The organism is Pseudomonas sp. 10S4, from assembly GCF_034344865.1.
GTDB lineage: Bacteria > Pseudomonadota > Gammaproteobacteria > Pseudomonadales > Pseudomonadaceae > Aquipseudomonas.
On sequence record NZ_CP133774.1, the window covers coordinates 6159913 to 6186180 of the forward strand.

General features: G+C 60.9%; 18 protein-coding genes and 4 pseudogenes. 10 read left to right on the plus strand and 12 right to left on the minus strand.

Annotated features, from left to right (window positions below):
* Nucleotides 1-131: 131 nt before the first annotated feature.
* The 4 genes from RHM58_RS28705 to RHM58_RS28720 form a co-directional block, all read right to left on the minus strand.
* Nucleotides 132-1349: a mandelate racemase/muconate lactonizing enzyme family protein gene (locus RHM58_RS28705; RefSeq protein WP_322268864.1), complete on the minus strand. Its 1218-nt coding sequence runs from the start codon at nt 1347-1349 to the stop codon at nt 132-134.
* Between the two features lies 1 nt (nt 1350).
* Nucleotides 1351-2670 (minus strand): MFS transporter, encoded by a 1320-nt coding sequence (locus tag RHM58_RS28710; RefSeq protein WP_201255598.1) that lies wholly within the window; start codon nt 2668-2670, stop codon nt 1351-1353.
* 84 nt (nt 2671-2754) lie between these two features.
* Nucleotides 2755-4179 (minus strand): aldehyde dehydrogenase, encoded by a 1425-nt coding sequence (gene aldA, locus RHM58_RS28715; RefSeq protein WP_322268865.1) that lies wholly within the window; start codon nt 4177-4179, stop codon nt 2755-2757.
* 234 nt (nt 4180-4413) lie between these two features.
* Complete coding sequence (locus RHM58_RS28720) at nt 4414-5346, minus strand: LysR substrate-binding domain-containing protein (RefSeq protein ID WP_201255596.1); 933 nt, start codon at nt 5344-5346, stop codon at nt 4414-4416.
* 384 nt (nt 5347-5730) lie between these two features.
* Here RHM58_RS28720 and RHM58_RS28725 point away from each other — a divergent pair, with 384 nt between their 5' ends.
* Entirely contained in the window at nt 5731-6966 is a 1236-nt protein-coding gene (locus RHM58_RS28725) for an MFS transporter (protein WP_322268866.1), read from the plus strand.
* Here RHM58_RS28725 and RHM58_RS28730 read toward each other — a convergent pair.
* Nucleotides 6904-7818: a LysR family transcriptional regulator gene (locus tag RHM58_RS28730; protein WP_322268867.1), complete on the minus strand. Its 915-nt coding sequence runs from the start codon at nt 7816-7818 to the stop codon at nt 6904-6906. The genes RHM58_RS28725 and RHM58_RS28730 overlap by 63 nt on opposite strands.
* Nucleotides 7819-7934: 116 nt before the next feature.
* Here RHM58_RS28730 and RHM58_RS28735 point away from each other — a divergent pair, with 116 nt between their 5' ends.
* The 8 genes and pseudogenes from RHM58_RS28735 (at nt 7935) to RHM58_RS28770 (ending at nt 18126) form a co-directional block, all read left to right on the plus strand.
* Complete coding sequence (locus tag RHM58_RS28735; protein ID WP_201255593.1) at nt 7935-8816, plus strand: hypothetical protein; 882 nt, start codon at nt 7935-7937, stop codon at nt 8814-8816.
* 59 nt (nt 8817-8875) lie between these two features.
* Nucleotides 8876-10105, plus strand: coding sequence for a M24 family metallopeptidase (locus RHM58_RS28740; protein ID WP_201255592.1), 1230 nt, complete (start codon nt 8876-8878; stop codon nt 10103-10105).
* 460 nt (nt 10106-10565) lie between these two features.
* On the plus strand, nt 10566-12200 hold the full coding sequence (locus tag RHM58_RS28745; protein WP_322268868.1) for an ABC transporter substrate-binding protein: 1635 nt from the start codon (nt 10566-10568) through the stop codon (nt 12198-12200).
* Between the two features lie 75 nt (nt 12201-12275).
* Nucleotides 12276-13231, plus strand: a pseudogene (locus RHM58_RS28750) (ABC transporter permease).
* Nucleotides 13228-14064 (plus strand): ABC transporter permease, encoded by an 837-nt coding sequence (locus RHM58_RS28755; protein WP_201255589.1) that lies wholly within the window; start codon nt 13228-13230, stop codon nt 14062-14064. The pseudogene RHM58_RS28750 and the gene RHM58_RS28755 overlap by 4 nt, the downstream one beginning before the upstream one ends.
* A gap of 2 nt (nt 14065-14066) precedes the next feature.
* Nucleotides 14067-15725, plus strand: coding sequence for an ABC transporter ATP-binding protein (locus tag RHM58_RS28760; RefSeq protein WP_322268869.1), 1659 nt, complete (start codon nt 14067-14069; stop codon nt 15723-15725).
* A gap of 86 nt (nt 15726-15811) precedes the next feature.
* Nucleotides 15812-16994: pseudogene (locus RHM58_RS28765) on the plus strand (hypothetical protein).
* Nucleotides 16995-17250: 256 nt separating this feature from the next.
* Entirely contained in the window at nt 17251-18126 is an 876-nt protein-coding gene (locus tag RHM58_RS28770; protein ID WP_201255586.1) for a LysR substrate-binding domain-containing protein, read from the plus strand.
* Between the two features lie 124 nt (nt 18127-18250).
* Here RHM58_RS28770 and RHM58_RS28775 read toward each other — a convergent pair.
* From RHM58_RS28775 to RHM58_RS28810, 7 genes and pseudogenes are all read right to left on the minus strand, one after another.
* Nucleotides 18251-19485, minus strand: a pseudogene (locus RHM58_RS28775) (MFS transporter).
* 369 nt (nt 19486-19854) lie between these two features.
* Nucleotides 19855-21290, minus strand: a pseudogene (locus RHM58_RS28780) (NAD-dependent succinate-semialdehyde dehydrogenase).
* Nucleotides 21287-22321: an aldo/keto reductase gene (locus RHM58_RS28785; RefSeq protein WP_201255583.1), complete on the minus strand. Its 1035-nt coding sequence runs from the start codon at nt 22319-22321 to the stop codon at nt 21287-21289. The pseudogene RHM58_RS28780 and the gene RHM58_RS28785 overlap by 4 nt, the downstream one beginning before the upstream one ends.
* Before the next feature lie 10 nt (nt 22322-22331).
* A complete protein-coding gene (gene fae / locus RHM58_RS28790) occupies nt 22332-22844 on the minus strand; it encodes a formaldehyde-activating enzyme (protein WP_054615233.1) in 513 nt (170 codons plus the stop codon).
* Between the two features lie 375 nt (nt 22845-23219).
* Complete coding sequence (locus RHM58_RS28800; protein WP_322268870.1) at nt 23220-23516, minus strand: pentapeptide MXKDX repeat protein; 297 nt, start codon at nt 23514-23516, stop codon at nt 23220-23222.
* Nucleotides 23517-23591: 75 nt separating this feature from the next.
* Nucleotides 23592-24371: a molybdopterin-dependent oxidoreductase gene (locus tag RHM58_RS28805; RefSeq protein WP_201255581.1), complete on the minus strand. Its 780-nt coding sequence runs from the start codon at nt 24369-24371 to the stop codon at nt 23592-23594.
* Nucleotides 24368-24985 (minus strand): cytochrome b/b6 domain-containing protein, encoded by a 618-nt coding sequence (locus RHM58_RS28810; RefSeq protein WP_201255580.1) that lies wholly within the window; start codon nt 24983-24985, stop codon nt 24368-24370. The genes RHM58_RS28805 and RHM58_RS28810 overlap by 4 nt, the downstream gene beginning before the upstream one ends.
* Before the next feature lie 158 nt (nt 24986-25143).
* Here RHM58_RS28810 and RHM58_RS28815 point away from each other — a divergent pair, with 158 nt between their 5' ends.
* Nucleotides 25144-26085 carry a class I SAM-dependent methyltransferase gene (locus RHM58_RS28815; RefSeq protein ID WP_201255579.1) on the plus strand — a complete coding sequence of 314 codons (942 nt, stop codon included), beginning with the start codon at nt 25144-25146 and terminating at the stop codon, nt 26083-26085.
* Nucleotides 26086-26268 lie beyond the last annotated feature (183 nt).

Sequence of the window (26268 nt, forward strand, 5' to 3'; positions counted from 1 at the left end):
TAAACCGTCAGGCGCAAACCCTGTGGGAGCGGGCTTGCTCGCGAAAGCGGTGGGTCAGTCACTATCGTTGTTGACTGCCAGGCCGCCTTCGCGAGCAAGCCCGCTCCCACAAGGGAACTGCGCCATTTTCGTCAGCCTCTGGCCGGCGATGTGTCTTTGACGTCTGCCGGGGTCGGCGCCATTTGCAGGTGCAAACGCTCGCCGGTGTACGGCGAATGCTTGCGCACCACGTCCATGTTCAGTTCCACCCCAAGCCCCGGCTCGGTGGACGGGATGATGTAGCCGTCCTCCCATTGCAGCGGCTTGGTCAGCACTTCAGCGTGGAAACCGCCCCAGGTCATGATGCTTTCCTGGATCAGGAAGTTCGGCGTGCAGGTCGCCAACTGGAAACTCGCCGCCGCGCCAATCGGCCCGTTGTAAAGGTGCGGGGCGATTTGTGCGTAGTAGGCTTCGGCCATGCTCGCGATTTTCTTGGCTTCCAGCAGTCCGCCGCAGCGCGCCACGTTCATTTGCAGAATCGACGCACCGCCGGCCTGCAACAGCTTGAAGAATTCGTACTTGGTGGTCAGCCGCTCGCCCGTGGCAATCGGGATTGTGGTTTTGGCCGCGACTTGCGCCATCGCCTCTTCCTGACCTGGTGGCACCGGTTCTTCGAACCACAGCGGGTCGTATTTCTCCAGGCGCTTGGCCAGGCGAATCGCTGACGACGGGACCATTTGCCCGTGAGTGCCGAACAGCAGGTCGCACTTGTCGCCCACCGCTTCGCGGATCTTGCGGCAGAAGGTTTCGCAGCGTTCCAGCACTTCCAGCGAAATCTGGTGCCCGGAGTAGGCGGTGTATGGCCCGGCCGGGTCGAACTTCACGGCGGTGAAGCCTTTACTCATGTTCTCGACGGCGCACTCGGCGGCCAGGTCCGGGTCGTCGTAGTCGTACTCGCCCTTGCTGTTGACCGGGTACAGGTAGGTATAGGAACGCAGGCGTTCGTTGACCTTGCCGCCCAACAGTTCGTAAACCGGTTTGTTCGCCGCTTTGCCGATGATGTCCCAGCAGGCCATCTCCAGGCCGCTAACCACGCCCATCATCGTCAGGTCCGGGCGCTGGGTGAAACCGCTGGAATAGGCCTGACGGAAAAAGCGTTCGATGTGGTGCGGGTCGTGGTTGAGCAGGTAGCGCTCGAACACGTCTTCGATGATCGGCAGCATGGCTTTAGGGCCGAAAGTCGCGGCGTAGATCTCGCCGACGCCTTCAATGCCGCAATCGGTCTTGAGCTTGACGAACAGCCAGTACATGCCGCCGATGTGCGGTGGCGGGACGGCAACAATGTGAGTTTCAAGGGCGACGATTTTCATCTCAAGCACCTGTCTTGATCAAAGATTGACGGTTGATACGAGCGCGCAAGGTCAGGGCCGCGAGGGTCCCGAGCAGGCCGACGAAAGCGATGTAGCCGAAATACAGCTTGTAACCAACGGCACCGGGGAAGTGTTCGGTGAGGTAACCGTTGATCAACGGAATAAAGGCGTCCGGCAGGTAACCGACCACCGAGACAATGCCGATGGCCAGGCCGGTGATGCGCAGCGGAATGTTGCAGGTGTCGAGGATCGCCCAGTACAAGCCGCGAATCGCGTAAGTCATCAAACCGATGAAGATCACTGTGCCGATCAGCAGGCCCATGCTGTTGAGCGCCGGGAACACGATCAGGCCGACCATCGCCAATGTCGCGAAGAACAGCGCCACGATCAGCACCGAGATGTTCGAGAATTTGTCACCGAGCCAGCCGCCGCCAATGCCACCAATCGGGCGCATCCACAATTTGATGGTGGTGATGGTGCCGGCCATGACCGCGGTCATACCGCCGCCCTGCAAGTAATCGGAGAAGCTGTAGGTGGCCCAGAAGATGTGATAACCGCAGAACACGATGGCCGTGACCAGCCACAGCTCAGGGATTTTCACCAGGGTGGTCAGGTCGCTGAGCAGGTTGTACTTGCCCTTCTCCACCGGCGCCGTGTCTTCCATCGACTTCGGGTCCTTGATCAGCACCAGCACACAGCCGATGGCGATACAGGTGAAGGCATACAGGTAAACCACATGCTTGAAGCCTTCGGCGGCGGACTCGCCACGGGTTTCGGTGGCGAAGGCGAACAGCCCCAAAGCAACGGTCGCCAGCAAGGCTTCCACCAGGCCGCGACCGCCGTCGAGGATGCCGAAGAACCGGCCCTGTTCAGTGTGATGGGCAATCATCTTCACCCGCTTGAGCACCGAGGCCCAGAACGTCAGGCCGGTGGTCAGGCCCCAGCAACCGAAGATGATCATCAAACCGGTCATCGACGGTGCCGTGGAGTACCAAAGCCCCAGGGCTCCGGTGGCCACCAGCGAAAAGAAAATCAGGAACCGTGGCGCAATCCGGTCCGCCAACCAGCCGCTCGGCAAGTAGCTGAGCAGGAAAATCGTCCCGAGCATCGAGTACAGATACCCCAGCTCGCTGTGGTTGATCTGGAACACTTCGAGCATGGTGGTCTGGTAGACCTGACGCAGGTACAGGATCGGGTAGATCGCCCCGGCGGCCAGTACCAAGAGCATCAACTGGAAATAGCGACTTCCCTTGTCACTGTGGCTTTTTGCACCCGCGTTCGAACCCTGAACAGCGGCAACAGTGGTTGCAGGCTTGGACATCTGTGAGACCTCGGGTAGCCCGGTGGTCCGGGCGCCCCAAATAATTGTTTTTATAGGTGTGGCGTGAGGCGTGTTACGGGTGGATCAGTACTTCATGACGACGAGTCGGGTCTGGGTGAATTCGAGCATGCCGTGCTTGCCGTCATCGCCGCCAAGGCCCGAACGTTTCCAACCGGCGTGGAAGCCCTGGTACGGGTCGGCCGGGGTGCGATTGACGTACAACTCGCCAGCCTCGATGGCGTTGGCGACTTTCATGGTGGTGCGGTAGTTCTCGGTGTACAGCACCGACGACAGGCCGAACTGGTGATCGTTGGCCATGGCCAGCGCTTCGTCGATGTCGCGGTACTTGAGCACCGGCAGCACCGGGCCGAAGATTTCTTCCTGGATGATTTCCATGTCCTGGCGGCAGTTACTCAGCAGCGTCGGCGGGTAGAAATGACCGTTGCCCTGCGGGATAAAACCGCCTGTTTCCAGTACAGCACCGTCGGCGACGGCGCGCTCGACCATGGCGTGAATGTTCTGCTGCGAACTGGCGTTGACCAACGGGCCCATCAGGCTGGCGTCGGCGGCGCGGTCGCCGAACTTCACGGCGCTGATTTTCGATTTCAGCAAGGCGAGGAACTGCTCGTAGACGCTTTCCTGCACATAGACCCGTTCGACCGCCGTGCACAACTGGCCGCAGTGGGTGGTCTTGGAAGCGACGATGGCGCTGGCAGCGGCTTCCAGATCGGCATCGGCTTCGATGATCGCCGGGGTTTTGCCGCCCAGTTCCAGCGATGGCTTGGCGATGTTGGCCTTGCAGTAATCGAGCACGATGCGCCCGGCGTTGACGCTGCCGGTCAGAGTGATCAAACCGACGGCTTTGTGGGTGCAAACCGCCGCAGCAGTGGCGTGATCCATGGTCAGGATGTTCACGACGCCGGCCGGCAAACCGGATTGCTGCACAGCCTTGGCGATTTCAAACGCCGAGGTCGGGGTGTTGTTGCTCGGGCGCACCACCACGGTGTTGCCGGCAATCAGCGCCGGGGCGATTTTGCGCAGCAGCGTATAGACCGGGTAGTTGAACGGAATCAGGCACGCGACCACGCCAATCGGCTCGCGGTGCAGGAAGAGGTTTTCGTTCGGGGTGTCGCTGGGAATGATCTCGCCTTCGATCCGGCGCGCCCATTCGGCGTGGTAACGGGTGATCTGCGCGGAGTAACGGGCTTCGTTGCTGGCGTCACTGACGCTCTTGCCGGACTCGGCGGCCAGGGCTTCACCGATGTTTTCGGCGCAGGCTTCAAGGGCGTCGGCGAATGAGCGCAAGTGCTCGGCGCGTTCGATGCTGGTGAGCTTGCCCCAAAGCTTCTGGGCCGCGGCGGCAGCGTCGACGGCAGCGGTGGCTTCAGCGGTGGTGGCCGCCGAGACCTGACCGACCAAGGCTTCGGTCGCCGGGTTGTAGACCGCAATCAGCGCATCGCTGGCAGGCTCAATGAAGTGACCGTTTACAAAGTTTCGCTCGAGTCGCATGTGAATCGCCCATCGTTGTTTTTATCCAGTTCCCGCAGTCTTGGCATCCTGAACGGGTTGAACAAACGATTTATTGAGCGACAGAACATTCGAAAAATGCAGGTTACGCATTGAACGAATCAAATCCCCTGTGGGAGCGAGCTTGCTCGCGATGACGGAGTTTCAGACAGCATCAATGTTGACTGACACGGCCTCATCGCGAGCAAGCTCGCTCCCACAGGGATTTGCAGTGTTTCAGCTGGCGGCGGTGGAGGGTTCGAGCTGGCGTTGCGCCAACCAGATTTCTTCCTGCAACCACTGGCTGAACACCTGCAATTGCGGCATCAAGGTCTGCTCCGGCCGGGTCACCAGCCAGTAGGATTGATGCCCTTCCACGTGCACGTTCAGCACTTGGGTCAACTGCCCGCTGGCCAGTTCCGGGGCGACCATGTGCCAGTCGGCAATGGTGATGCCCAACCCATCGGTGGCGGCGCGGATCGCCAGGTCCAGCAGGTCGAATTCATACCCGCCCTGGGTGTCGACGCCGCTGATTTTCGCCGCGTCGAGCCAGTGTTTCCAGGTCAGGTAGCGCTGGTCTTCTCGGGCCAGCACATGCAGCAACGTCAGGCGATTGAGGTCGATGCCGCCCTCGCTCCATTCCCGCGCGTACAACGACGGCGCGCACACCGCGATGTGCCGTTCCTGGATCAGCAGCGAGCTGTCCAGGCCATCCCATTCGCCATCGCCAAAGCGGATCGCGCAGTCCAGGGTGCTGGTTTCCGCCAGGCTGTCCTGCAAACGAGTGGTGATGCTCAATTCCAGCTCCGGGTGCTTCTCGCGCAGGCGTCCCAGGCGTGGCATCAGCCAGCGATTGGTGAAGGTCGGCGGCGCGTTGATGTGCAGCCGATTGGCGTGGGATTTCTGCTGAATGCTGCGTACCGTCAACTCGATCTTATCGAAGGATTGGTGCAGCGCTCGCAGTAAAACCCGGCCGGCGCTGGTGAGTTCGAGGTGATGATGCCGGCGCTCCAGCAGGTTCTCGCCCAGCTGTTCTTCAAGCTGGCGCACCTGGCGGCTGACCGCACTCTGGGTGACATTGAGCAACTCCGCCGCCCGGGTAAAGCTGCCGGTGCTGCCGGCCACTTCGAAGGCTTTGAGCGCATTGAGCGCAGGCATTTTGCGTTTCATAACGGTAACTCGCGCAGGGGCTGACGAGTGCCAAGCATCCCACGGCTTGTGGGAAATTTCCTGAGTAACATGCATTTTTGTGTTGTGTAGGACGATTTCCTTGGCCTGGCATCATTTTGCTTTGGGTGGGAGCGGGCTTGCTCGCTCCCACATTTGATCCTCGTTGCATCAACGGGAGTCGTTTTTGATCTGGAAGTTGTCGCTCACGCATAAATAGCATGAGTATTTCGCAGTTCACTCATGACTATTAGGCACTGGCTGTTTTCTTTATATAAACGCTAGTCTAATTTCAATTAAACCCTTTAATAAGCCAACGCACTTACATAGGGCGAACCCTGCAACTTCGCCCCATCCTGTTGCAATTAACCTGATCGAGCCCAACACATGCCAACCACTGCAAGTTCAACCACAAGAAGTATTGGCGTATTGGCTCTTATCTTCACGGCGTGTAACGCCACCACCCACGGTTTCAGTATTTTCCTGTATTCGGCGTTATTACCCGAGATCCGCCAGGTGTTCGAACTGAGCTACAGCCAGGCTGCATTCATTGCGGCGCTGCTGCAACTGTTCTATATGGGCGCGTCGATTGTCAGCGGCATTGCGGCGGCGTGGATCAGCCCACGCAACATGGTGCGCCTGACAATGGCCTTGAGCCCGGCGCTGTTGGCGCTGGCGGTCGCTACGCCGTGGGTGCTGCCGTTTGCGCTGTGTCTGGCGCTGGTCTCGGCCTGTGCGGTGTCGAACTGGAACGCCATCGCCGCGCTGGCCAGCGAAGTGATCCCGGCCTCCCACCGCAGCCGCGTGCTGGGGCTGGCATCTTCGGGGGCGGCGTTTGCGATCTGTCTTAATGGTGTGTTGATCGCTTTGTTGCACGGTATCTCGTTGATGCACTTCTGGCTGATTTGCGCCGGTCTGACGTTGATCGTCACCCTGTTGACCTTCTGGGTATTGGCTCCTTTGAAGACAGACCCGCGCATCAAGCCCAGCAGTGCGCCGTCGTTGCGCCGGGTGCTCAGGCAATGGCTGCATCTGTGCCTTGAGCACCAGGTCGCGCTGCATATTCTGCTGCTCAGCGCCTTTATCGGCGGGATCAGCGGACCGTTCCTGAACTTCCTCTCGGCGTTTGCCAGCGAACGCTTGGGCGCCAACGCGCAGATCACCGGGTCGCTGTGGACGCTGATCGGGATCGGCGGGGTTGTCGGTGGTTTGCTGCTGGGGTCATTGGCTGATCGCTGGGGCGCGCTGCGAGTCATGGCGTTGAGTATCAGCGCGTTCGGCGTGGCGATGCTCGCCCTGCTCTGGCAACCGAGCCTGGGCTTGACCTGGCTGGCGGCCGGGCTGTTCGCGTTGTTCTATTTCCCGGTCTGGGGCTTGATGGCCGCCTACCTCAGCGCACGGTTGAGCCCGGTGCAAAGCCTGCAAGTGGTGAGCCTGAGCATGGTCGGTTACGGCCTGGGCAGCGCCACCGCCAATTGGCTGTGCGGCTGGCTGCTGCAAACCACCGGGCAGTTCGCCCTGGTGCATGGCTGGATCGCCTGCTGGGTGGCGGCCAGCCTGTTATTGCTGGGGTTGATGGCCCGCCGTCAACGTCGCGAGGCCGCGCTCGGCCAACCACTCTGAACGGCCCAACTGGCGCGTGAGAATATCCACCAAAGCCTCTACCGCCAGCGCCTGACACTGAGTCGAACGCCAGAACATCAACCGCGCCGGCTCAATCAGTGGAAAGCCCTGAGCCTCGTCGAGCACCTGCCAACCCGGCGGCACCAGGCGCCGCGCGGTCACGCCCACCGACTGGCCCTGCTCAATGGCAATCCCGATGCCGCGCGGGCTCTGGCTGGTGTAAACCACATGCCACGGCCGCCCGGCCTCGGCCAGCGCTCGCACGGCATTGGCGCGAAATGCGCAGCCCTCGGCATACACCGCCAATGCCACCGACTCGTCCTCACCTGCGCGCCAACCTTCAGCCGCCACCCACACCAGCGGCTCGTCGCACAGGTATTCACCTGGCTGAAGATTCGCGTGCTGCACACCCAGCACCAGATCCAGTTCACCGCGCTGTAAACGGCTGACCAACGCCGTGGACATCTCGCAACAAATGTCCGGCCGCACTTGCGGAAACTGCGCTTGAAAATCCCGCAACACCCCGGCCAGGCAGAATTGGGCGTAGTCCTCGGGCATGCCAACGTGAATGCACACCTGCTCGTCAGGCAGGTGCACGGCGCTGATCGCATCGGCGTGCAGTTTGAGGATCTGCCGGGCGTAGATCAGAAAAGTCTCGCCACCGGGCGTGAGGCTGACTGAGCGACTGGTGCGCTGCACCAACGGCGTGCCGACGATCTCTTCCAGGCGTTGCAAACTCTGGCTAATGGTCGATTGGGTTTTATGCAGGCGCTCGGCCGCCGCGGAAAATCCGTGGCACTCGATAATCGCGACAAAGACTTTAAGCAAGGTCCCATCCAGTTCGCCTGACATAACTATCGCCCCTGCCGATGGATTCGATCACAACTTGTAATTTCCACTTCGCACCTCTTTAAGCAACTATCGACTCAACGCCAAACACTGTTAATTGATAGTTCCAGGAGACTTGCATGAGCCTTCAACTTGCCGACGCCGAAGTGGGCGATATCAGCGACATTATTAATACCGAGCTGTACCCCATACATGATTCGGGCCATGTCCGATTGCAGGCGCTGATCGAACACGCTCGCGCCGAACTGGCCGAAGACGGTTGCTGCCTGCTGAAGAATTTCCTGCGGCCCGAGGCGCTGGAACAGGCCCGCGCCGAAGGTCAGGCGCTGTCGGGCAAGACCTTTTACTCGGTGCGCAAGGTCAACGCCTACTTCACCGAAGACGACCCCGCCCTGCCCCAGGATGACCCGCGCCGCACATTCATGGAGCGCACCAGCGGTTTCGTCACCCGCGACATGATCGCCCCGGACGCGATCATTCATCGCCTGTACGTCTCGCCGATGATGAAGCGCTTTATCGGCGCCTGCCTGAACGAACCGGAGATTTTCGAATACGCCGACCCGTTCGCCGGGCTGGTGATCAACGTCATGCCCCAAGGCACCGAGCAGCCTTGGCACTTCGATACCAACGAATTCATCGTCAGCATGATGACCCAGAAGCCCGAGGCCGGCGGTCTGTTCGAGTACGCGCCAATGATCCGCACCCGCACCCAGGAAAACCTCGGCGCCGTCGGCAAAGTCGTGCGCGGTGACGACCGCAGCCGGGTGCAGGAACTGGAACTCAACCCCGGCGACTTGCAGATCTTCAAGGGCCGCTTCTCGGTGCACCGGGTGACCCGCGTCGAGGGCGCCACCGAACGCAACACCGCAATCTTCGCCTACTCCGAAAAGCCCGGAATCATCGGCCGTGCCCAGCGCACCAAACAGCTTTACGGACGCCTGTCCGAAGCCCACCTGCAAGCCGAACGCAACATGGTCCGCAGCGACCAGTTGCTCGACTGATTCGCCCCCAAAAAACTCTTAGAAAAAACCAACCGTATTTGCCCTGCGAGGAACACCCCATGAGTCTGTCCGGCCCTAACCGCAACCCCGCCGACTGCGAACCGACGTACGACGAGATCCAGCAGATCCAGCTCGACCGTTTGCAACGGGTACGCAACGAACTGAAAAAACGTGACTACGCCGCTTGCGTGCTGTTCGACCCGACCCACATGCGCTACGCCACCGGCTCACGCAATATGCAGGTGTACTCGGCGCGCAACCCGGCGCGATACGCCTTCATCCCGGCGGAAGGCCCGGTGGTGATCTTCGAATTCGGTGGCTGCCTGCACCTCGCGGAAAAACTCAACACCGTCGATGAAGTGCGTCCGGCCAAAGCCATCTCTTATTACTTCTGCGACAGCTTCCTGAACAACGTCACCGCCGAATGGGCCGCCGAAATCGATGAACTGGTGCGCAAGTGCGGCGGCGGCAACAAACGGATCGCCATCGAAAGCGCGACCTCGGCCGCCGCGTTCGAACTACAGAAACTCGGCTACCAGATCTTCGACGCTCAGGAACCGCTGGAGCGAGCGCGCTGCATCAAGGTGCCAAACGAGCTGAAGATGATCCGCGCCAGCCTGCGTGCCACCGAGGCCGGCGTGCGCTTGATGGAAAGCAAACTGGTGCCGGGCATCAGCGAAAACGAGCTGTGGTCGCACCTGCATCAACACGTCATCGCCACCGACGGCGACTACGTGGAAACCCGCCTGTTGTCCTCGGGGCCGCGCACCAATCCATGGTTCCAGGAATGCAGCACCCGGCCCATCGAGGCCGGTGACCTGGTGGCGCTGGACACCGACGTGGTCGGGCGTTTCGGCTACTACGCCGACTTCTCGCGGACCTTCCTCTGCGGCGAGCAAGCCGCGACCGCCAAGCAACAGGAACTGTACAAACTGGCCTACGAGCAAGTGCAGACCAACATGGAAATGCTCAAGGCCGGCCGCAGCTTCAAGGAATACGCCGAGCTGGCGTGGAAGATCCCGGACAACTACAAGGCCAACCGCTATTTCGCTTTGGCCCATGGCGTTGGCATGACCGGTGAATACCCGTACGTGGTGCACCGCGAGGACATTGATGCGCTGGGTTATGACGGCGTGTTCGAAGCCGGCATGACCATCTGCGTGGAAAGCTACATCGGCCACGATGCTGGCGGCGAAGGGGTCAAGCTCGAAGAGCAGATCTACATTCACGAAAACGGCATCGAATTGCTCTCCGACTATCCGTTCGATCCGCGCCTGATGCCGCGTTGAGTTGCCCCGGACGGCGCCGTCACCTCCTTCGACACCGTCCGTTTTTCCCCTTGTTCCCACCCGGAACAAGGGGCGTTTGCGGCCACCGCGCAGTGTTTCGTACCCGCGCTTTCATCTGTCCGGCCTGTCTAGCTCAAGCGGCAGCCTTCCTTACGGTCAGTAACATGCATTTATCGAACGTTTCAGCGTTGAATTTATCGTTTGTCGATCTTTGCCCAGATGACAAAACTGCGAGCATCTCAAATAAAAACAACATGAGAGCAGCCCTATGTCCTATCCCGCCTCCGTCCTCCTGATTTCGTTGCGCCTTGTTCTGCTGCCGGCTTCACGCCTGTTACGCCTGCGCCTTCACGGCGCCTGCCACTGACAGTTTCGGTTCATCGAAAACCGACCGCGTCTGCCGCTCGCCCCATCTGCGGCCAGTCGAAAAACGCACTTTTGCACGTTATCGGAGAGGCATATGAAAGACTTAATGACACTGGACGGCGCCCTGCCGCATCCAGCGGTAAACGACCTGTGTACCCAAGTCAAAAGTGGCGAGATCAATCGTCGCCAGTTCCTGCGCACCGCAGCGCTGCTGGGCATCACCGCCGCCAGCGCCAGCACCTTCCTCGGTTCCGCGCTGCTCGGTAACCCGGCCCGCGCCGCCGATGCGGTCGCGCCACGCCAGGGCGGCAGCCTGCGGTTTGCCTGCGCCATCCAGGAAATCCAGGACCCGATGCTGATTACCTGGATCGAAGCCTCGAACCTGCTGCGCAACTCCCTGGAGTTCCTGACCTGGGTCGACGCCGACAACGTCACTCACCCGTACCTGGCCGAGAGCTGGAGCCCGTCGGACGACCTCAAGACCTGGACCTTCAACCTGCGCCAGGACGTGAAGTGGAGCAACGGCGACACCTTCAACGTCGAGGACGTGCAGCACAACATCGAGCGCTGGATTGCCGCCGACTCCAAGTCGGTCAACCGCACCGCGTTCCAGGACATCACCGCCTTCGAAAAAGTCAGCGACTTCCAGTTCCGCCTGGTGCTCAAGCGGCCGATGCTGGCGATCCCGGAAATGCTCAACGCCTTTACCTGCGCCATCGTCCACCGCAGCTTCAAGGCCGGTGACGACTGGGCGAAAAACCCGCTGGGCACCGGGCCGTTCAAGCTTGTCTCCTTTGCCGTGAACAAGCAGGCGACCTTCGCCAAGCGCGCCGATTACTGGCGCAAACCGGCCAACCTCGACGAGTTGCGCTACGTCGACATGGGCACCGACATTTCCACCCACCTCGCCGCGTTGCAGGCTGGGCAAGTGGACGTGTTGTACCGGGTGACAGTGGCCGAACTCGACTTGGCCAAACGCTTGCCAGGCGCGCAGTTGCTGACCTGCAAATCGGCGCAAACCATCGTCATGCGCATGGCCTGCGACCAGAAGCCGTTCGACGACGTGCGGATTCGCAAAGCCGTGGTGCTCTGCGCCGACAACGCGCAGATGCTCAAAATCGCCTATCGCGGCATGGGCACCTTGGGCGAAGACCACCACGTCGCCCCGTCCCACCCGGAATACTTTCCGTTGCCAAAACGTGCTCGTGATGTCGCTGGCGCGAAAAAACTTCTAGCCGAAGCCGGTCATCCGAACGGCATCGACATCGACCTGATCGTCGGCAACACCCAGGGCCGCTACGAACAGGATTGCGCGCAGATCCTGCAACAGAACTGCGCCGAGGCCGGCATCCGCATCAACCTCAAGGTTATCCCGGCCACCCAGTACTGGCCGATCTGGGACAAAGCCGCATTCAGCCTCACCTACTGGGCGCACCGCCCGTTGGGCGTGATGTCGCTGGAACTGGCCTACCGCAGCGGCGCGGCCTGGAACGAAAGCCACTACAGCGACCCGGCGTTCGACGCCGCGCTGGATAAAGCCATGGGCATCATCGACCCGAAACAACGGGCCGTGGCCATGCAAAGCGTCGAGCAGATCCTGCAAGACGCCTGCGTCATGGTGCAGCCGTTCTGGGGCGACAAGTTCACCGCCGCGAGCAAGAAGGTCCAGGGCTTTCAGGTTCACCCGTCGGACTTCTACCCAATGGATGAAGTCTGGTTGAGCGCCTGATTAAAGCGCCGCTAACGAGCTCGCCCACTGCGGTGCGGCGGGCCGACATCCCTTGATTAGCCGGAGCGTGCGAGCATGGCTGAATTTCTATTGCGCAAGTTATTGGCGCTGGCGGCAACCCTGCTGTCGGTATCGGTAATCGTGTTCCTGGCCCTGGAACTGAACATCGAGGACGTCGCAATCAACGTTCTCGGCCCCTACTCCGCCGCCGACCAACGCGCCGCATGGCTGGTGGAACACGGTTACAACCAACCCTTTGTCTGGCGCTACCTGGTGTGGCTGAAGGATTTTCTCCAAGGCGACTGGGGCACTTCGGTGCACTTTCGTGAACCGGTGATCGACCTGCTGCTGCCGAACCTCGGGCAAACGTTGATCCTTGCGGGGCTGGCCTTGCTGGTGATGGTGCCGGTAGCCCTGACGCTGGGCATTCTGGCCGGGATTCGTCAGGGTTCGGCGGTGGATCGGCTGGTGTCGTTTCTGTCGATCGTCACCACCTCGATTCCGGACTTCGCCAGTGCGGTGTTTGTCTCGGCGATCTTCGTCTTCTGGCTCAACTGGCTGCCGGGCGTGAGCAGCATGAGCGACGGCTTCAACCCGGTGGAACTGGCGCTGCCGCTGATGGTGCTGTGCCTGTTCGGCATCGGTTATCTGGCGCGGATCACCCGGGCCTCGATGGTCGAAGTGATGCAGGCGCCGTACATCCGCACCGCGCGCCTCAAAGGCGCGTCGACTTCACGGATCGTGCTGCGTCATGCCCTGCGCAACGTGCTGATCGCACCGATCACCGTGATCATGTTGTACATCCCGTGGCTGCGTCGAACGTGATCGTGGTCGGACCGGTGTTCTTCGCCTACAAAGGCTTCGGTTCACTGCTCTACACCGCGTCGCTGAACCATGACGTCTACCTGATCGAAGCCTGCGCGATGATCAGCGGCATCGTGGTCGGCGCGACCAAAATCTTCTCGGACCTGGCCTACACCTGGCTCAACCCGCGCATCACCTTGCGCAGTCTTGGCGGAGGCGGCCAATGAACTTCCTCAAAGCGTTCAAACATCCCTTGGCATTGCTCGGTCTGCTGCTGGTCGGCGGCTGGGTACTGATGGCGCTGTTCGCGCCGTGGCTGGCGCCCCACGATCCACTGGAAAGCTTCACCCCGCTGCTGACGCCAATGACCCCGGATGGCGACGGCCTGCGCTTCCTGCTGGGCACCGACATGATCGGCCGGGACATTCTGTCGCGACTGATCTGGGGCACGCGCACCGTGTTGTTCTGGTCGATCCTCGCAACCTTGACCGCGTTCGCCGTCGGCATCGCCATGGGCCTGTGCGCCGGTTACTTCAATGGCTGGGTCGATGGGGTGTTGTCCTACGTTGCCGACACCGTGTTGTCGTTCCCGGTGCTGGTGTTGTACATCGTGATCATCATCGCCCTCGGTGCCTCGGCGCTGAATATCCTGATTGCGGTGACCTTCACTAGTGCCCCGGCAATCTTCCGGATCATGCGCGCACTGACCATCGACATCCGCTCCCGGGACTACGTGCTCAGCGCAATCACCCAGGGCGAAGGCTCGCTGCGAATCATGCTGGTGGAAATCCTGCCCAACTGCGGCGGCCCGCTGATCGTCGATTTCTGTCTGCGCATCGGCTACACCGCAATCATGATCGGCGCCCTCGGTTTCCTCGGCCTCGGCCTGCCACCGCCGACTCCGGACTGGGGCGGCATGATCAATGAAGGCCGCAGCATGGCCATCGCCTTCCCGCACCTGGTGATCTTCCCGTGCATTGCCATCTCCACCCTGATGCTGGGCCTGAGCCTGTTGGCGGACGGTCTGGACGAACACGCCCAGAAAGGCACAAGGAGTTGAGCATGAGCCAACTGCAGAACTTGCAACAGGTGCTACGCGTGGAGAACCTCTCCATCGAACTGCCCGCCGGCGCCGACCGTAGCCACGCCGTAAAGGGCATCAGCCTCGACGTACGCAAAGGTGAAATTCTTTGCGTGATCGGCGAATCCGGCTCCGGCAAGTCGGTGCTTTCGGCGGCGATCATGGGCGACTACGCCAAGGGCCTGCGCCACAGTGAAGGGGTGATCGACTTTCTCGGCGACGACATCTGCCGCATGGACGAACACTCCCTGCGCCGGTTGCGTGGCAACCGCATCGCGATGATCTTCCAGGAGCCGATGGCGGCGCTGAACCCGGCGATTCGAATTGGTCAGCAGGTCGAAGAAATCTTCGACATTCATGCACCACAGATGCCCGCCGCCGAACGTCGCGAACGCATGCTCGCCCTGCTCGACTCCACCCAATTGCCCGACCCGCCACGGATCGCCAACAGCTTTCCCCATCAACTCTCCGGCGGCCAATGCCAGCGGGTGGTGATTGCCATGGCGTTGGCGATGAACCCGGACTTGCTGATCGCCGACGAACCGACCACCGCGCTGGACGTGACCACTCAGGCCCAGGTGCTGAAACTGGTGCGCGACCTGCGGGGGCGTGGCCAGCACGGCATTTTGTTCATCACCCACGACTTCGGCGTGGTAGCGGAAATCGCCGACCGCATCGCCGTGATGGAGGGCGGTGTGCTGGTGGAAATCGGTGAACGCGACCAAGTGCTCAACGCGCCGAAACACCCGTACACCCGCAAGTTGATCGCCGCCGTGCCGGCGCTGCATCCCGAGTTACACGCACCGTGCGCCGACGGTGAGTTGGCGCTGCGCATCGAGCACCTGACCAAAACCTACAACGTCGGCGGCCGCTTGGTTCCGGCGCTCAAGGATGTGTCGCTGCAACTGCCACGGGGCAAGACCTTGGCGATTGTTGGTGAGTCCGGCTCGGGCAAGAGCACGTTGGTCAAAGCGGCGATTCGGTTGGTGGAAAGCGACAGCGGCCACGTCTGGGTCGGTGATACGGATTTCCTCGCGTTGCGCGGTTCGGCCCTGGCGGCCAATCGGCGGCGGATCCAGATGATTTTCCAGGACCCGTACGGCTCGCTTAATCCGCGGCATCGGGTCGGCGACATCATCGCTCGAGCCGCGCAATTGCGCGGGTTGTCGGCCAAGGTTGCGTGGACCGAGGCCGGCGATTTGCTGGAACAGGTCGGGCTCAAGCGTGACGCCCTCAAACGCAAGCCACGGCAGCTCTCCGGCGGCCAGCGCCAGCGCATCGGCATCGCCCGGGCCCTGGCGATGCGCCCGGAAGTGCTGATCGCCGATGAAAGCGTTTCGGCGCTGGATGTCTCAGTGCAGAAGCAGGTGCTGGAGTTGCTCGCCGAGCTGCAGACGGAACTCGACCTGACCTACCTGTTCATCACCCACGACCTCGCCGTCGTCAGCCGGATCGCCGACCGCGTCGCGGTGATGCGCCAGGGCGAAGTGGTGGAATACGGCACGGCAGAACAGGTGCTCTTGCGACCGCAAAACACCTACACCCAGACCTTGCTGGCGGCGGCCCCCGGCGCGTCGGCGATCCCGGTGGTGCCTGTCGCGGAACCGACGCTGAGGCTGATCCGCCCTCAAGCCAACTGACTCAATAACCCTTTCCCCATGCCGCAGCGTTCGCTGCGGCCCGGGCTGCTGTTGCCAACGATAACTAAAAAATCAGGAGTATCACTGTGCGCACAACCACCCCTTTTGCTATCCGTTCCATCGCTCTAATCCCCGTGCTCGGCGCCTTAGCGGCCCCGGCCATGGCGATTCAAGTCACCGACAACCTCGACCTCGGCGGCGCCGTCCGGGCGCGTTGGGACTATGACCCGGATCGCGACATCCAGAAGTTCAACTTCGACACCGCGTTCCTCACCGCCAAGTACAACTCCGATACCTGGATCGGCGCGGCCAAATACCGTTTCTATGGGCGAGCCTACCCTTACCAGTACACAAACAATGTCGGTGACGTGCAGTTCGCCGAATTCGGCGTGGGTCGGCTACAAGTTCAACCCCGACCAGCAGATCCAGGTCGGCCTGAATCAGGTGCCGTTCGGTTTGCAGCCGTACTTCGGCAGCACCTTCTACGAAACCCTGGGCAACGTGGTCGGCCTGGAAGACGTGGAGCAAATCGGCGCCAAGTACATCCAGCAAAGCGGCGACTGGAACATCCAGGCCGGCTACTACTTGCGCCCGGCGTGGCAAGGCAAAGGCACCAGCAATGGTGATACGTACTCCAGCGTCGTGTCCAAAGCCGACAGTTACGTCACCGATGGCAGCAACAACCAGGAACGCAACACCGTGGTGCTGCGCGTGGCCAAGGCGCTGGACCTGGGGCCGTGGAAATCCGAAGTCGGGCTCTCCGGCCTGACCTCGACCCTGGAGAACCAGGACACTGACAACAACGGCCGGCGCAACGCCGTGGCCGTGCACTACATCGGCAAGAACGGCCCGTGGGGCGTGCAACTGCAAGCCGCGCGGCAGCAGATGTCGCCGCGCAACCCCGGCACCGATGAACTGGTGACCCTCGGCGGTTATGACGGCACGTTCAACGTCGCCAGTCGCGGCAATTTGTATGTGGCAGATGTGAGCTACGACGTTGGCGGCAAGTACCTGTTCGACCAGATCAGCGGTGTGAAGCTGTACGCCAACTACAGCGCCTTCGACAAATCCAATGACGACTTCAAGACCTCGCAACGGATGATCTTCGGCACCTCGTTTTCCGTCAGCAAATTGTGGATCGCGACGGAATGGTTGTATGGCAAGAATGACCCGTACATCGGTGGGAGCAGCTACACCCAAAGTCTGGGGGCTGGGGGTAGCAACCAGTGGGAGAATCAGCTGTACATGAACATTGGGTATTACTTCTGATCCGGGTTATTTGGCGTTCTTGAAGCAGCCTTCGCGGGCAAGCCTCGCTCCTACAGTAATGCGGTGGCGCATCCACCGCTTAACCTGTAGGAGCGAGCGGGCGGCGTTCCGACTTGCCCGCGAAAGCGCCAGCCCAAACAACACTTGCACCAGCCCCTCACACAGGAGTCAGATACGCCCTACAGAACAATCACCAAAAACAATAAACCTGCCCCACGCGTCCCTGCGTCGGCGTCAGGTATGGAGTCACCCTTTCATGCGTCAACTGCCCTCGCTCAACATGCTGCGCGTCTTTGAAGAAGTCGCGCGGCATCGCAGTTTCAGCCAGGCGGCTTTGGGCCTGAACGTCACCCAAGGCGCGGTCAGCCGTCAGATCAAACAGCTCGAAGATTATCTCGGTGTGGCGCTGTTTATTCGCACGCCGCAAGGCCTGTCGCTGACCGAAACCGGCCTCGCCCTCTCGCCGCAACTGAGCGACGCGTTCGACCATGTCGAACGCGCCCTGCAAGCGGTGCGCGTGCCCAACCTGCGCCAGCGTCTGCGCATCGTCGCGCCACCGACCTGGGCGACGCGCTGGTTGTCGGCGCACTTGCGTGCGTTCTGCCAACGCTACCCGGACATCAGCCTCAGCGTGACCAACCAGACCGGCCACGACAACCTCGCTGAAATCGACTGCCACATTCGTTTCGGCCTCGAAGCCGCCAACCATTGCAGCAGCCAGTTGCTGGTGATGGAGCGGCACATGGCGGTGGCCAGCCCGGAGCTGTTCGTCAACGGCCAGCCGCCGGATCTGCGGCAGTTTCCACTGCTGCACATCCTGCACGATGGCAAGCGTTTGAAGGTGTGGGAGAACTGGTTGGCGGCGATGGGGCGTGAGGATGTTGATGCCGGGCAAGGACTGGAATTCAGCACGTTGGATCAGGTGATCCACACGGCGTTGGCCGGCGGCGGGCTGGCGGTGATTGACCGGCAGATGATCGAAAAGGAACTGGCGAATGGCAGCCTGCTGCCGATCACTGCGGTGGAGGTGGTTGGGCCTTATGGGTATTGGCTGGATGTGGCGAATGACAAGCAAGGGTTGTCGAAGGTGCGGTTGTTTACGCAGTGGTTGGGGTTGGTCAGCAATCCCTGAAACACCGCCATCCCCTGTGGGAGCGGGCTTGCTCGCGAATACGGTGTGTCAGTTGGCATTGATGGTGCCTGACACACCGCCTTCGCGAGCAAGCCCGCTCCCACATTGGGTTTTGTGGTGGTTTTTAGATTGGGGCTGTGACCTTTGCGGACACCGGCGCCCCGCTCTCCACCGGGCTCTGCGCCTTGCACGCCTGGCTCAACGTCAGGGATTTGGTCTCCGGCGCCCAGGCCCAGGAAATCATCGCGCCCAACGCCAAAATCGCCGCCAATATGCCCATGGTCGGGCTCAAGCCAATCCCCGCCACACTCACCGGTAACAGGAAGGTGCTGACCGCCGAACCCAACCGACTCACCGCTGTAGCAAGGCCAATCCCGCTGGCCCGCACTTCGGTCGGGAAGCTTTCGGCCGGGAATACCCCCACCAGGTTGCTCACCGCCGACAACACCAGCGTGAACACGCCGAACACCAGCACCATCAGGAATGCCGCGCTGCCCGGCAACGCCGCCAACAGGAACAACGCCACCGCCAGGATGATGAACGAGTTGATCAAGAATCCTCGGCGCGAGAATTTCACCGTGCACCAGATACCGATCAATGCACCCAGAATCAGCAGCATGTTCAACATCAACTCGGGCCCAAAGCCCTCGGCCAAGCCCATCTTCTGCAGAATCGACGGCAGGAAGGTGTAGATCGCAAAGTACGGCATCACGATGCAAACGAAGAACAGGCAGTTGAACGCGGTGCGCTTGCGGTATTCACGGCTGAACAGCACCGCGTAGCCGGAACGGGTTTCGGTGGAGCGTGTTTCGTCGAGTTCGACGTTATCGCCCAGGTGCTTTTTGACGATGGCCCGAGCTTCGGCGATCCGTCCCTGATTCACCAACCAACGTGGCGACTCCGGCGTGCCGATCCGCGCGATCAAAATCAATGCCGCCGGGATCGCCGACGAAGCCAGCATCCAGCGCCAGGCGTCGTCACCCAGGTTGAGCATCGCCGTGCCGACGAAGGTCGCGGCGACGTAGCCAAAGGTCCAGATCACACTGAACGAACCGAGCAACACGCCCCGGTGTTTTTTTGGCGAAAACTCGGCGAGCATCGCGTGGCCGACGCTGAAGTCGCCGCCCAGGCCGATGCCGACAGCACCCGGCAGAAGAACAACTGCATCGCGGTTTCGGCGTAGAACTGCATCACCGAAGCAATCGTGATCAGCACAAAACTGACCAGGAAGATTTTCTGCCGGCCGACCTTGTCGGAGATCCAGCCGAAGAACAGGCTCCCGAGGAACAAGCCGAGTAGCGCCGAGGCACCGATCAGGCCCTGCCAGAAGGCATCGAGGTGCATTTGCGGGCTGAGCAAGGTGAAGGCAATACCGATCAGGCCGAGGATGTAGCCGTCGGTGAAGTGCGCGCCGAAGGTGAGGCCGGCGATTTTGATATGGAAGCGCCCGATGGGCAGGTCATCGATCTTTATCGATTGAGCGGACATGTTCGTCTCCAGTTGTTGTTATTGACGGAGAAATGAAACCGATAGCTCTACCCCTCCCTGTAGGAGCGAGGCTTGTGTGGCGAGGGGGTTTACCCCCGTTGGGTCGCGAGGCGGCCCCAAAACCTGCAATCGCCGTATATCAGGTACATCGCGTGCAATGTTTTACGACTGCTACGCAGCCGAACGGGGGCAAGCCCCTCACCACACAAGCGTTGCCCCCACAGGGTGTGGTGTGACGGCTTAGAGACCGCCCATCAACAGGTATTTGATTTCCAGGTAGTCTTCCAGACCGTATTTGGAGCCCTCGCGACCGAGGCCCGATTCCTTGATGCCGCCGAACGGCGCAACTTCCGTGGAGATGATCCCTTCGTTGATCCCGACCATGCCGGCTTCCAGGCCTTCGGCCATGCGCCAGACGCGGCCGATGTCGCGACTGTAGAAGTACGCCGACAGTCCGTACGGCGTGTCATTCGCCCGTTGCAGCACTTCGGCCTCGTCCTGCACAGCGGTAGCATCGCGGCCACCGGGCCGAAGGTTTCGTCCTGGGCGATCAGCATCTCGCTGCTGGCCTCGGTGAGGATGGTCGGCTCATAAAACGTGCCACCCAACGCATGCCGACGACCGCCGCACAACAGTTTGGCGCCCTTCTCCAAGGCGTCGCCGACGTGCAACTCAACTTTGGCCAGCGCCGCTGCGTTGATCAGCGGACCTTGCTCGGTTTCACCGTCCAGTGCACTACCAACGCGCATCGCCGCGACTGCTTCGGCGAGTTTGCCGGTAAAGGCTTCGTAGACGCCGTCCTGAATAAAGAAGCGGTTTACGCAGACGCAGGTCTGCCCGGTGTTACGGAATTTCGAGGCCATCGCACCTTTGACGGCGGCATCCAGATCGGCGTCGTCGAAGACAATGAACGGCGCGTTGCCGCCCAACTCCAGCGAGACTTTTTTCAGCGTGTCCGCCGCTTGGCGCATCAGCAGTTTGCCGGTGCGGGTCGAGCCGGTGAATGACAGTTTGCGCACGATGCCGGAAGCTTGCAGCGCCCCGCCAATCGCCACCGCGTCACCCGAGACGACGTTGAACACGCCGGCCGGAATGCCCGCCTGCTCGGCCAACACCGCCAACGCGAAGGCTGACAGCGGCGTCTCTTCCGACGGCTTGAGGATCATCGTGCACCCCGCGGCGAGCGCGGGGGCGATCTTGCGGGTCGCCATCGCGAGCGGGAAGTTCCACGGGGTGATCGCCGCGACTACACCGATGGCTTCCTTGACCACGATGATCCGCGCGTCGGCCTTGTGGCTCGGAATCACGTCACCGTAAGCACGTTTGGCTTCTTCGGCGAACCACTCCAGAAAACTCGCAGCGTAGACCACTTCGCCCATGGCTTCGGCCAACGGTTTGCCCTGCTCGCGGCTGAGCAAAGTCGCCAGGTCCTTCTGGTGGCTCAGCATCAGCTCGCTCCAGCGCTTGAGGCGCTGGCTACGTTCCTTGGCGGTCAGCTTGCGCCAGGCCGGCAAGGCGCGGTTGGCGGCGGCGATGGCGAGGTTGGTTTCTTCGGCGCCGGCCTTTTGCACCTCGGCGATTAGCTCGCCATTGGCCGGGTTCAACACCGGATAGGTCGCACCACCGCTGGACCATTGGCCGTCGATGAAATTGCCGTTACGGATCAGCGTGCTCATGCCACAGCCTCGGTCAGATTGAAGCGTTCCAGACCCGGACGGGCCGAGCGCAGGATGCGTTTACCGGCGGTGTAATCGTTGATCACGTCGCACGGCGTGTAGTTGCGTTCCAGCTCATGCAGTTCTTCGGCATCGAACCTGGTTTCCAGCGCCGCCAGGGCACTGTCGAACTGTGCGGTGGTGTCGGCGCCGACCAGCATGCAATCGACGCCCGGATGGTTGGCGACCCAGGCCTGGGCGATCTGCGCGTTCGACACACCACGGGCACGGGCCACGCGCTGAACCGAATGAGCGATTTCAAACGAGGCTTCGTCGCTGTACATCTGCTGCGTGAAGAAATCGGTCTGGTTGCGCGTCGACTGCACGTCGCCGGTCAACAAACCGCGAGCCAATGGACTGAACACCGAGACGCCGAGGCCTTGATCGCGGCAGAACGGGATCATCTCGCGCTCTTCTTCGCGGTACGCGCAGTTCAGTTGCAGCTGCATGTTGATCGGCTTGACCCAGCCATTGCGCTCGCAGGCCATGAGGATCTTCGCCAGTTGCCCGGTTAGCATGGTCGACACGCCGATGTAACGGGCCTTGCCGGAACGCACGATGTCGTTCATCGCGCTCATGGTTTCTTCAACCGGGGTGTTCACGTCGAAGTAATGCAGCATGAACACATCGACATAATCCATGTTCAGACGCTTCAGCGAGGCGTCGATGCTGTCCATGATGTGCTTGCGCGAATGGCCGCTGGCGTTGATGCCGTTGCGGGTGCCGTAGCCGACCTTGGTGGTGATCACCAGGTCTTCGCGACGGGCCAGGCGCTTGACGATGCGCCCAACCACTTCCTCGCCGACGCCGGCGGAATAGAAGTCCGCCAGGTCAATGAAATTCACCCCGTTGTCCAGGGCGTGAGCCACGATCGGCTCGCTTTGCTTTTCATCGAAAATCCATGGTTTCCAGTCCGGGGTGCCCATGTTCATGGTGCCCAGGCACAGGCGGGAGACTTGCAGGCCGGAGTTGCCCAAACGAATGTATTGCATGGCGCAGACCTCAGGCTTTTGGCGTGTAGAAAGGGTTGCTGATGTGATCGACCACGTCCGCCAGTTGCGCGGTTTCCGGCTTGCCGGTCAGGGCGGCGCGAATCGCGGTGCGGCAGGCGTTGTAGTTGTTCAGGTACACCGCATCGAGGTCATCGCAGGCCGGGTTGACCCAGTTGGCGGTGACGATGGCCCACTCGTCTTCGGCTTCCGGCGGCAAGGTGCCGTCCAGCAGTGCTTCCAAAACAGCCTTGGCGATCCCGGCCTGGGAAGCGCCCCACGTGGCGTTGCCGTGCAGGTCGCTGCTGATCGCGGCTTTGTTGACGTAAAGGGTCATCGGCTTGACCGGGATGTTCGGCTGGGCGATCACCATGAACGGGCAATGTCCCTGGCTTGGCGACGCCAGGCTGTTGGCAAACGCCTGCCCCGCCGGACCGTTGCGCGGCCCGATCAGAATGTTGATGTGCGCGGCGTTCACGCCAGGGCCTTCGAAACCTTCACCGATGTACAGGTCGAGTTCTTTCATGAGTCGTTACTCTTTTTGGATTTTTTGGGTGATCAGAAGCGCACGCGGATCGTGAAGATCGCGGGGCAAATGTCGGGGTTCGAAGAGCGCAGCACGGGGCTGGCGAGGACGCGGCAGTGAGGCTTAGTCATGATTGCAAACGCTCTTTTTTGTTGTTGATGAGCTGGTTTGCGATTTTTTAACACTGGGGGTTGGCGGGGCTGTAACCATTAAAAGTCATGGGGGTATGAGTTCAGGTCATACCCTTTGCAACCGGTGAAAAAACTGTGGGAGCGGGCTTGCTCGCGAAGGCGTTGTGTCAGGCAACATTTTTGTCGACTGAACTGACGCCTTCGCGAGCAAGCCCGCTCCCACAGGGGTTTGCGGTGTGTTGGATTACTGCGACATGGCGTCTTTGGACATTGCGTCTTTGCTCATGTTGTCCTTGGACATCGCGTCTTTCTTCATGGCGTCTTTGCTCATGGCGTCCTTGGACATGCTGTCTTTTTTCATGGTGTCCTTGGCCATGGAGTCCTTTTTCATCGTGTCTTTCTTCATGGTGTCTTTGGACATGGCGTCTTTGGACATCGAGTCTTTGCTCATGCTGTCGTTGCTCGTGGTGTCGGCGGCGTACACGCTGGCGACGCCCATGGCCAGGCACATGGACAGAACGGCGGTGGCTAACTTCTTCATGGTGTAGTTCCTTTTAGAGCTCAGGTTGCGAATGAACGCAGCGCGTGCTGCGCGGTGTCGTTTTTTCAGCGTTCGTCAGCTGCCACCGAACCAGTTGTAGCCCTGGTCTTCCCAGTAGCCACCGGGGTAGGTGTTGGTGACGAAAATCGCCTGGATGTGTTTGGGGTTCTTGTAGCCGAGCTTGGTCGGCATCCGCAGCTTCATCGGGAAGCCGTATTCGCGTGGTAACACGGCGCCGTCGTAGGTCAGCGTCAGCAGGGTTTGCGCATGCAGCGCGGTGGCCATGTCGATGCTGGTGTAGTAGTCGTCCGCGCATTTGAAGCCCACGTACTTGGCGTCGGTGTCAGCGCCAACACGCTTGAGGAAGTCGCTGAAGCGCACGCCGCCCCAGCGACCAATCGCGCTCCAGCCTTCGACGCAGATGTGCCGGGTGATCTGATCGGTCTGGGCCATGGCACGCAGCTCCTCAAGCTTCCAGCTGCGCTTGTCGGCGACCATGCCGGTGACTTCCAGCCGATAGCTTTCTTCCTCGACCGTCGGTGCCTCGTCGATGCCGTAGAAGGCATTGAAGGGAAACGGCCGGGTGATCATCGACTCGGCATAGGTCGGCGCCATGGCGTTGGGGTTGAACAGCCAGCCCTGCACCCGGTCGTTGAAGCGGGACATCGAGGACAGCGCGGTTTCGACGCTGTCGTTGTCGGTGATGTTGCAGCCCGACAACATCGCCACACCGCCAAGGGTCAGGCTGCGCATCAGGAACGAGCGCCGTGAGCGATCTTCGATTTGCGGGGCCAGGATTTTCCGGGCGTCGGTCAGGATGGACGATTCATCGAGCCCCTGGATGCGCTTTTTCATACGGACTCCTTCCGGCCAACGATCATGTACCACAACGTTTTTGGCACCAGCAGCACCATCACCAGATGCACCACGATGAAGGCCACCAGCAGCGACATGGCGATGAAGTGCACCTGCCGCGCCCCTTCGTAACCGCCCAGCAATCCACGCAACAGCGGGAACTGCACCGACTTCCAGAGCACCAGCCCGGAGACCACCATCATCGTGATGTCGAGCATGACGAACAGGTAGGCAAACCGCTGGACCTGGTTGTAATGGCTCAGGTCGGCGTGCCCCAACCGCCCTCTCAGCGCATCCCCGAGGTCATGCAGCACGCCTTTTGGGGAGACCGGGAGAAACTTTCTAAATAGACGACCACTGGCGATGTTGATGATCAGGTAGATGAGGCCGTTGACGGCGAGGAACCACATCGCCGCGAAGTGCCATTGCAGGGCGCCGCCGAGCCAGCCGCCGAGGGTGAGCGATGCCGGGAAGCTGAAATCGTAGAGCGGCGAGGCGTTATAGATGCGCCAACCGCTGGCGATCATGACCACGACCGCCAGGGCGTTGAGCCAATGGGTCAGTCGCAGCCAGCGTGGATGGCTGGCCTTGGGTGAAGCAGTTAGCTGCGACATGTCCGGCTCCTTGTTTGTTGTTCGATGGGGCCAAGTATGGGAGCCGACTGTTCGCCAAATCCTCACGTAAAGTTAAATTAATCGTGATAACTATCCAGACGTTCCTTCGGCGCAATTGTGGTTAAAATGCCGCCCACTCAAATTGCCGACCCTGCCCGATGAACCCAGACGCCCTCGCCACCCTGCACACTCACCTGCTGACCGCCCTGGCCAGCGCCCCGGCAGAAACCCGCCGCCTGTTCCACGGGCGTGGGCGTTGCTGGCCGGGTCTGGAGCAATTGACCGTCGATTGGTTGCAAGGCGTGGTACTGGTGTCGCTGTTCAAAGAGCCGGAACCGCTGCAACTGGAAGACTTGAAGCGGTTGCTGCTGGAGATCACCCAGTCAGCCGAGTGGCAGCAATCCGGTGCGCACACGCTGTTGCTGCAACACCGCTACCTGCTGCAAAGCACCACCGAATGGCTGCTCGGCGACGCGCTCGAGGAAATGACCATCACCGAGGGCGGCCTGCATTATCGGGTGGACCTGGGCCGCAAGCAGAATGCCGGGCTGTTCCTCGACATGCGCTACGGCCGTGATTGGGTGCGGGCCAATGCCGAGGGCAAGCGGGTACTGAACCTGTTCGCCTACACCTGCGGGTTTTCGGTCACGGCCATCGAAGGTGGCGCGGCGCACGTGGTCAATCTGGACATGTCCAGCTCGGCCCTGAGCCGTGGCCGCGACAATCACCGGCTCAACGGCCACGACTTGAGCAAGGTGACGTTCCTTGGCCACGACCTGTTCAAGTCCTGGGGCAAAGTGATCGGCAAAGGGCCGTACGATCTGGTGATCATCGACCCGCCGTCGTTTCAGAAAGGCAGTTTTCTGCTGACCAAGGACTATCAGCGAGTATTGCGCCGCTTGCCGGAACTGCTCACGTCCGAGGGCACGGTGCTGGCCTGCATGAACGATCCAGCGTTCGGCCCGGACTTCCTGATCGACGGCGTCACCCGCGAGGCGCCGAGCCTGCGTTTCGAACAACGACTGGAAAACCCGCCGGAGTTTCCCGATGCCGATGTTGAGTGCGGGTTGAAGGCGTTGGTGTTTCGGCAGGGGGATTGAGGCGCGGCTATCGCGAGCAAGCCCGCTCCCACTTTGGTTCGTTGCCGTACACAAATCCTGTGTTCAATGAACATCAACTGTGGGAGCGGGCTTGCTCGCGAAGAGGCCATCACATTCAACATTGATGCTGGCTGACACTCCGCCTTCGCGAGCAAGCCCGCTCCCACAGGGGATAAGCGGAGA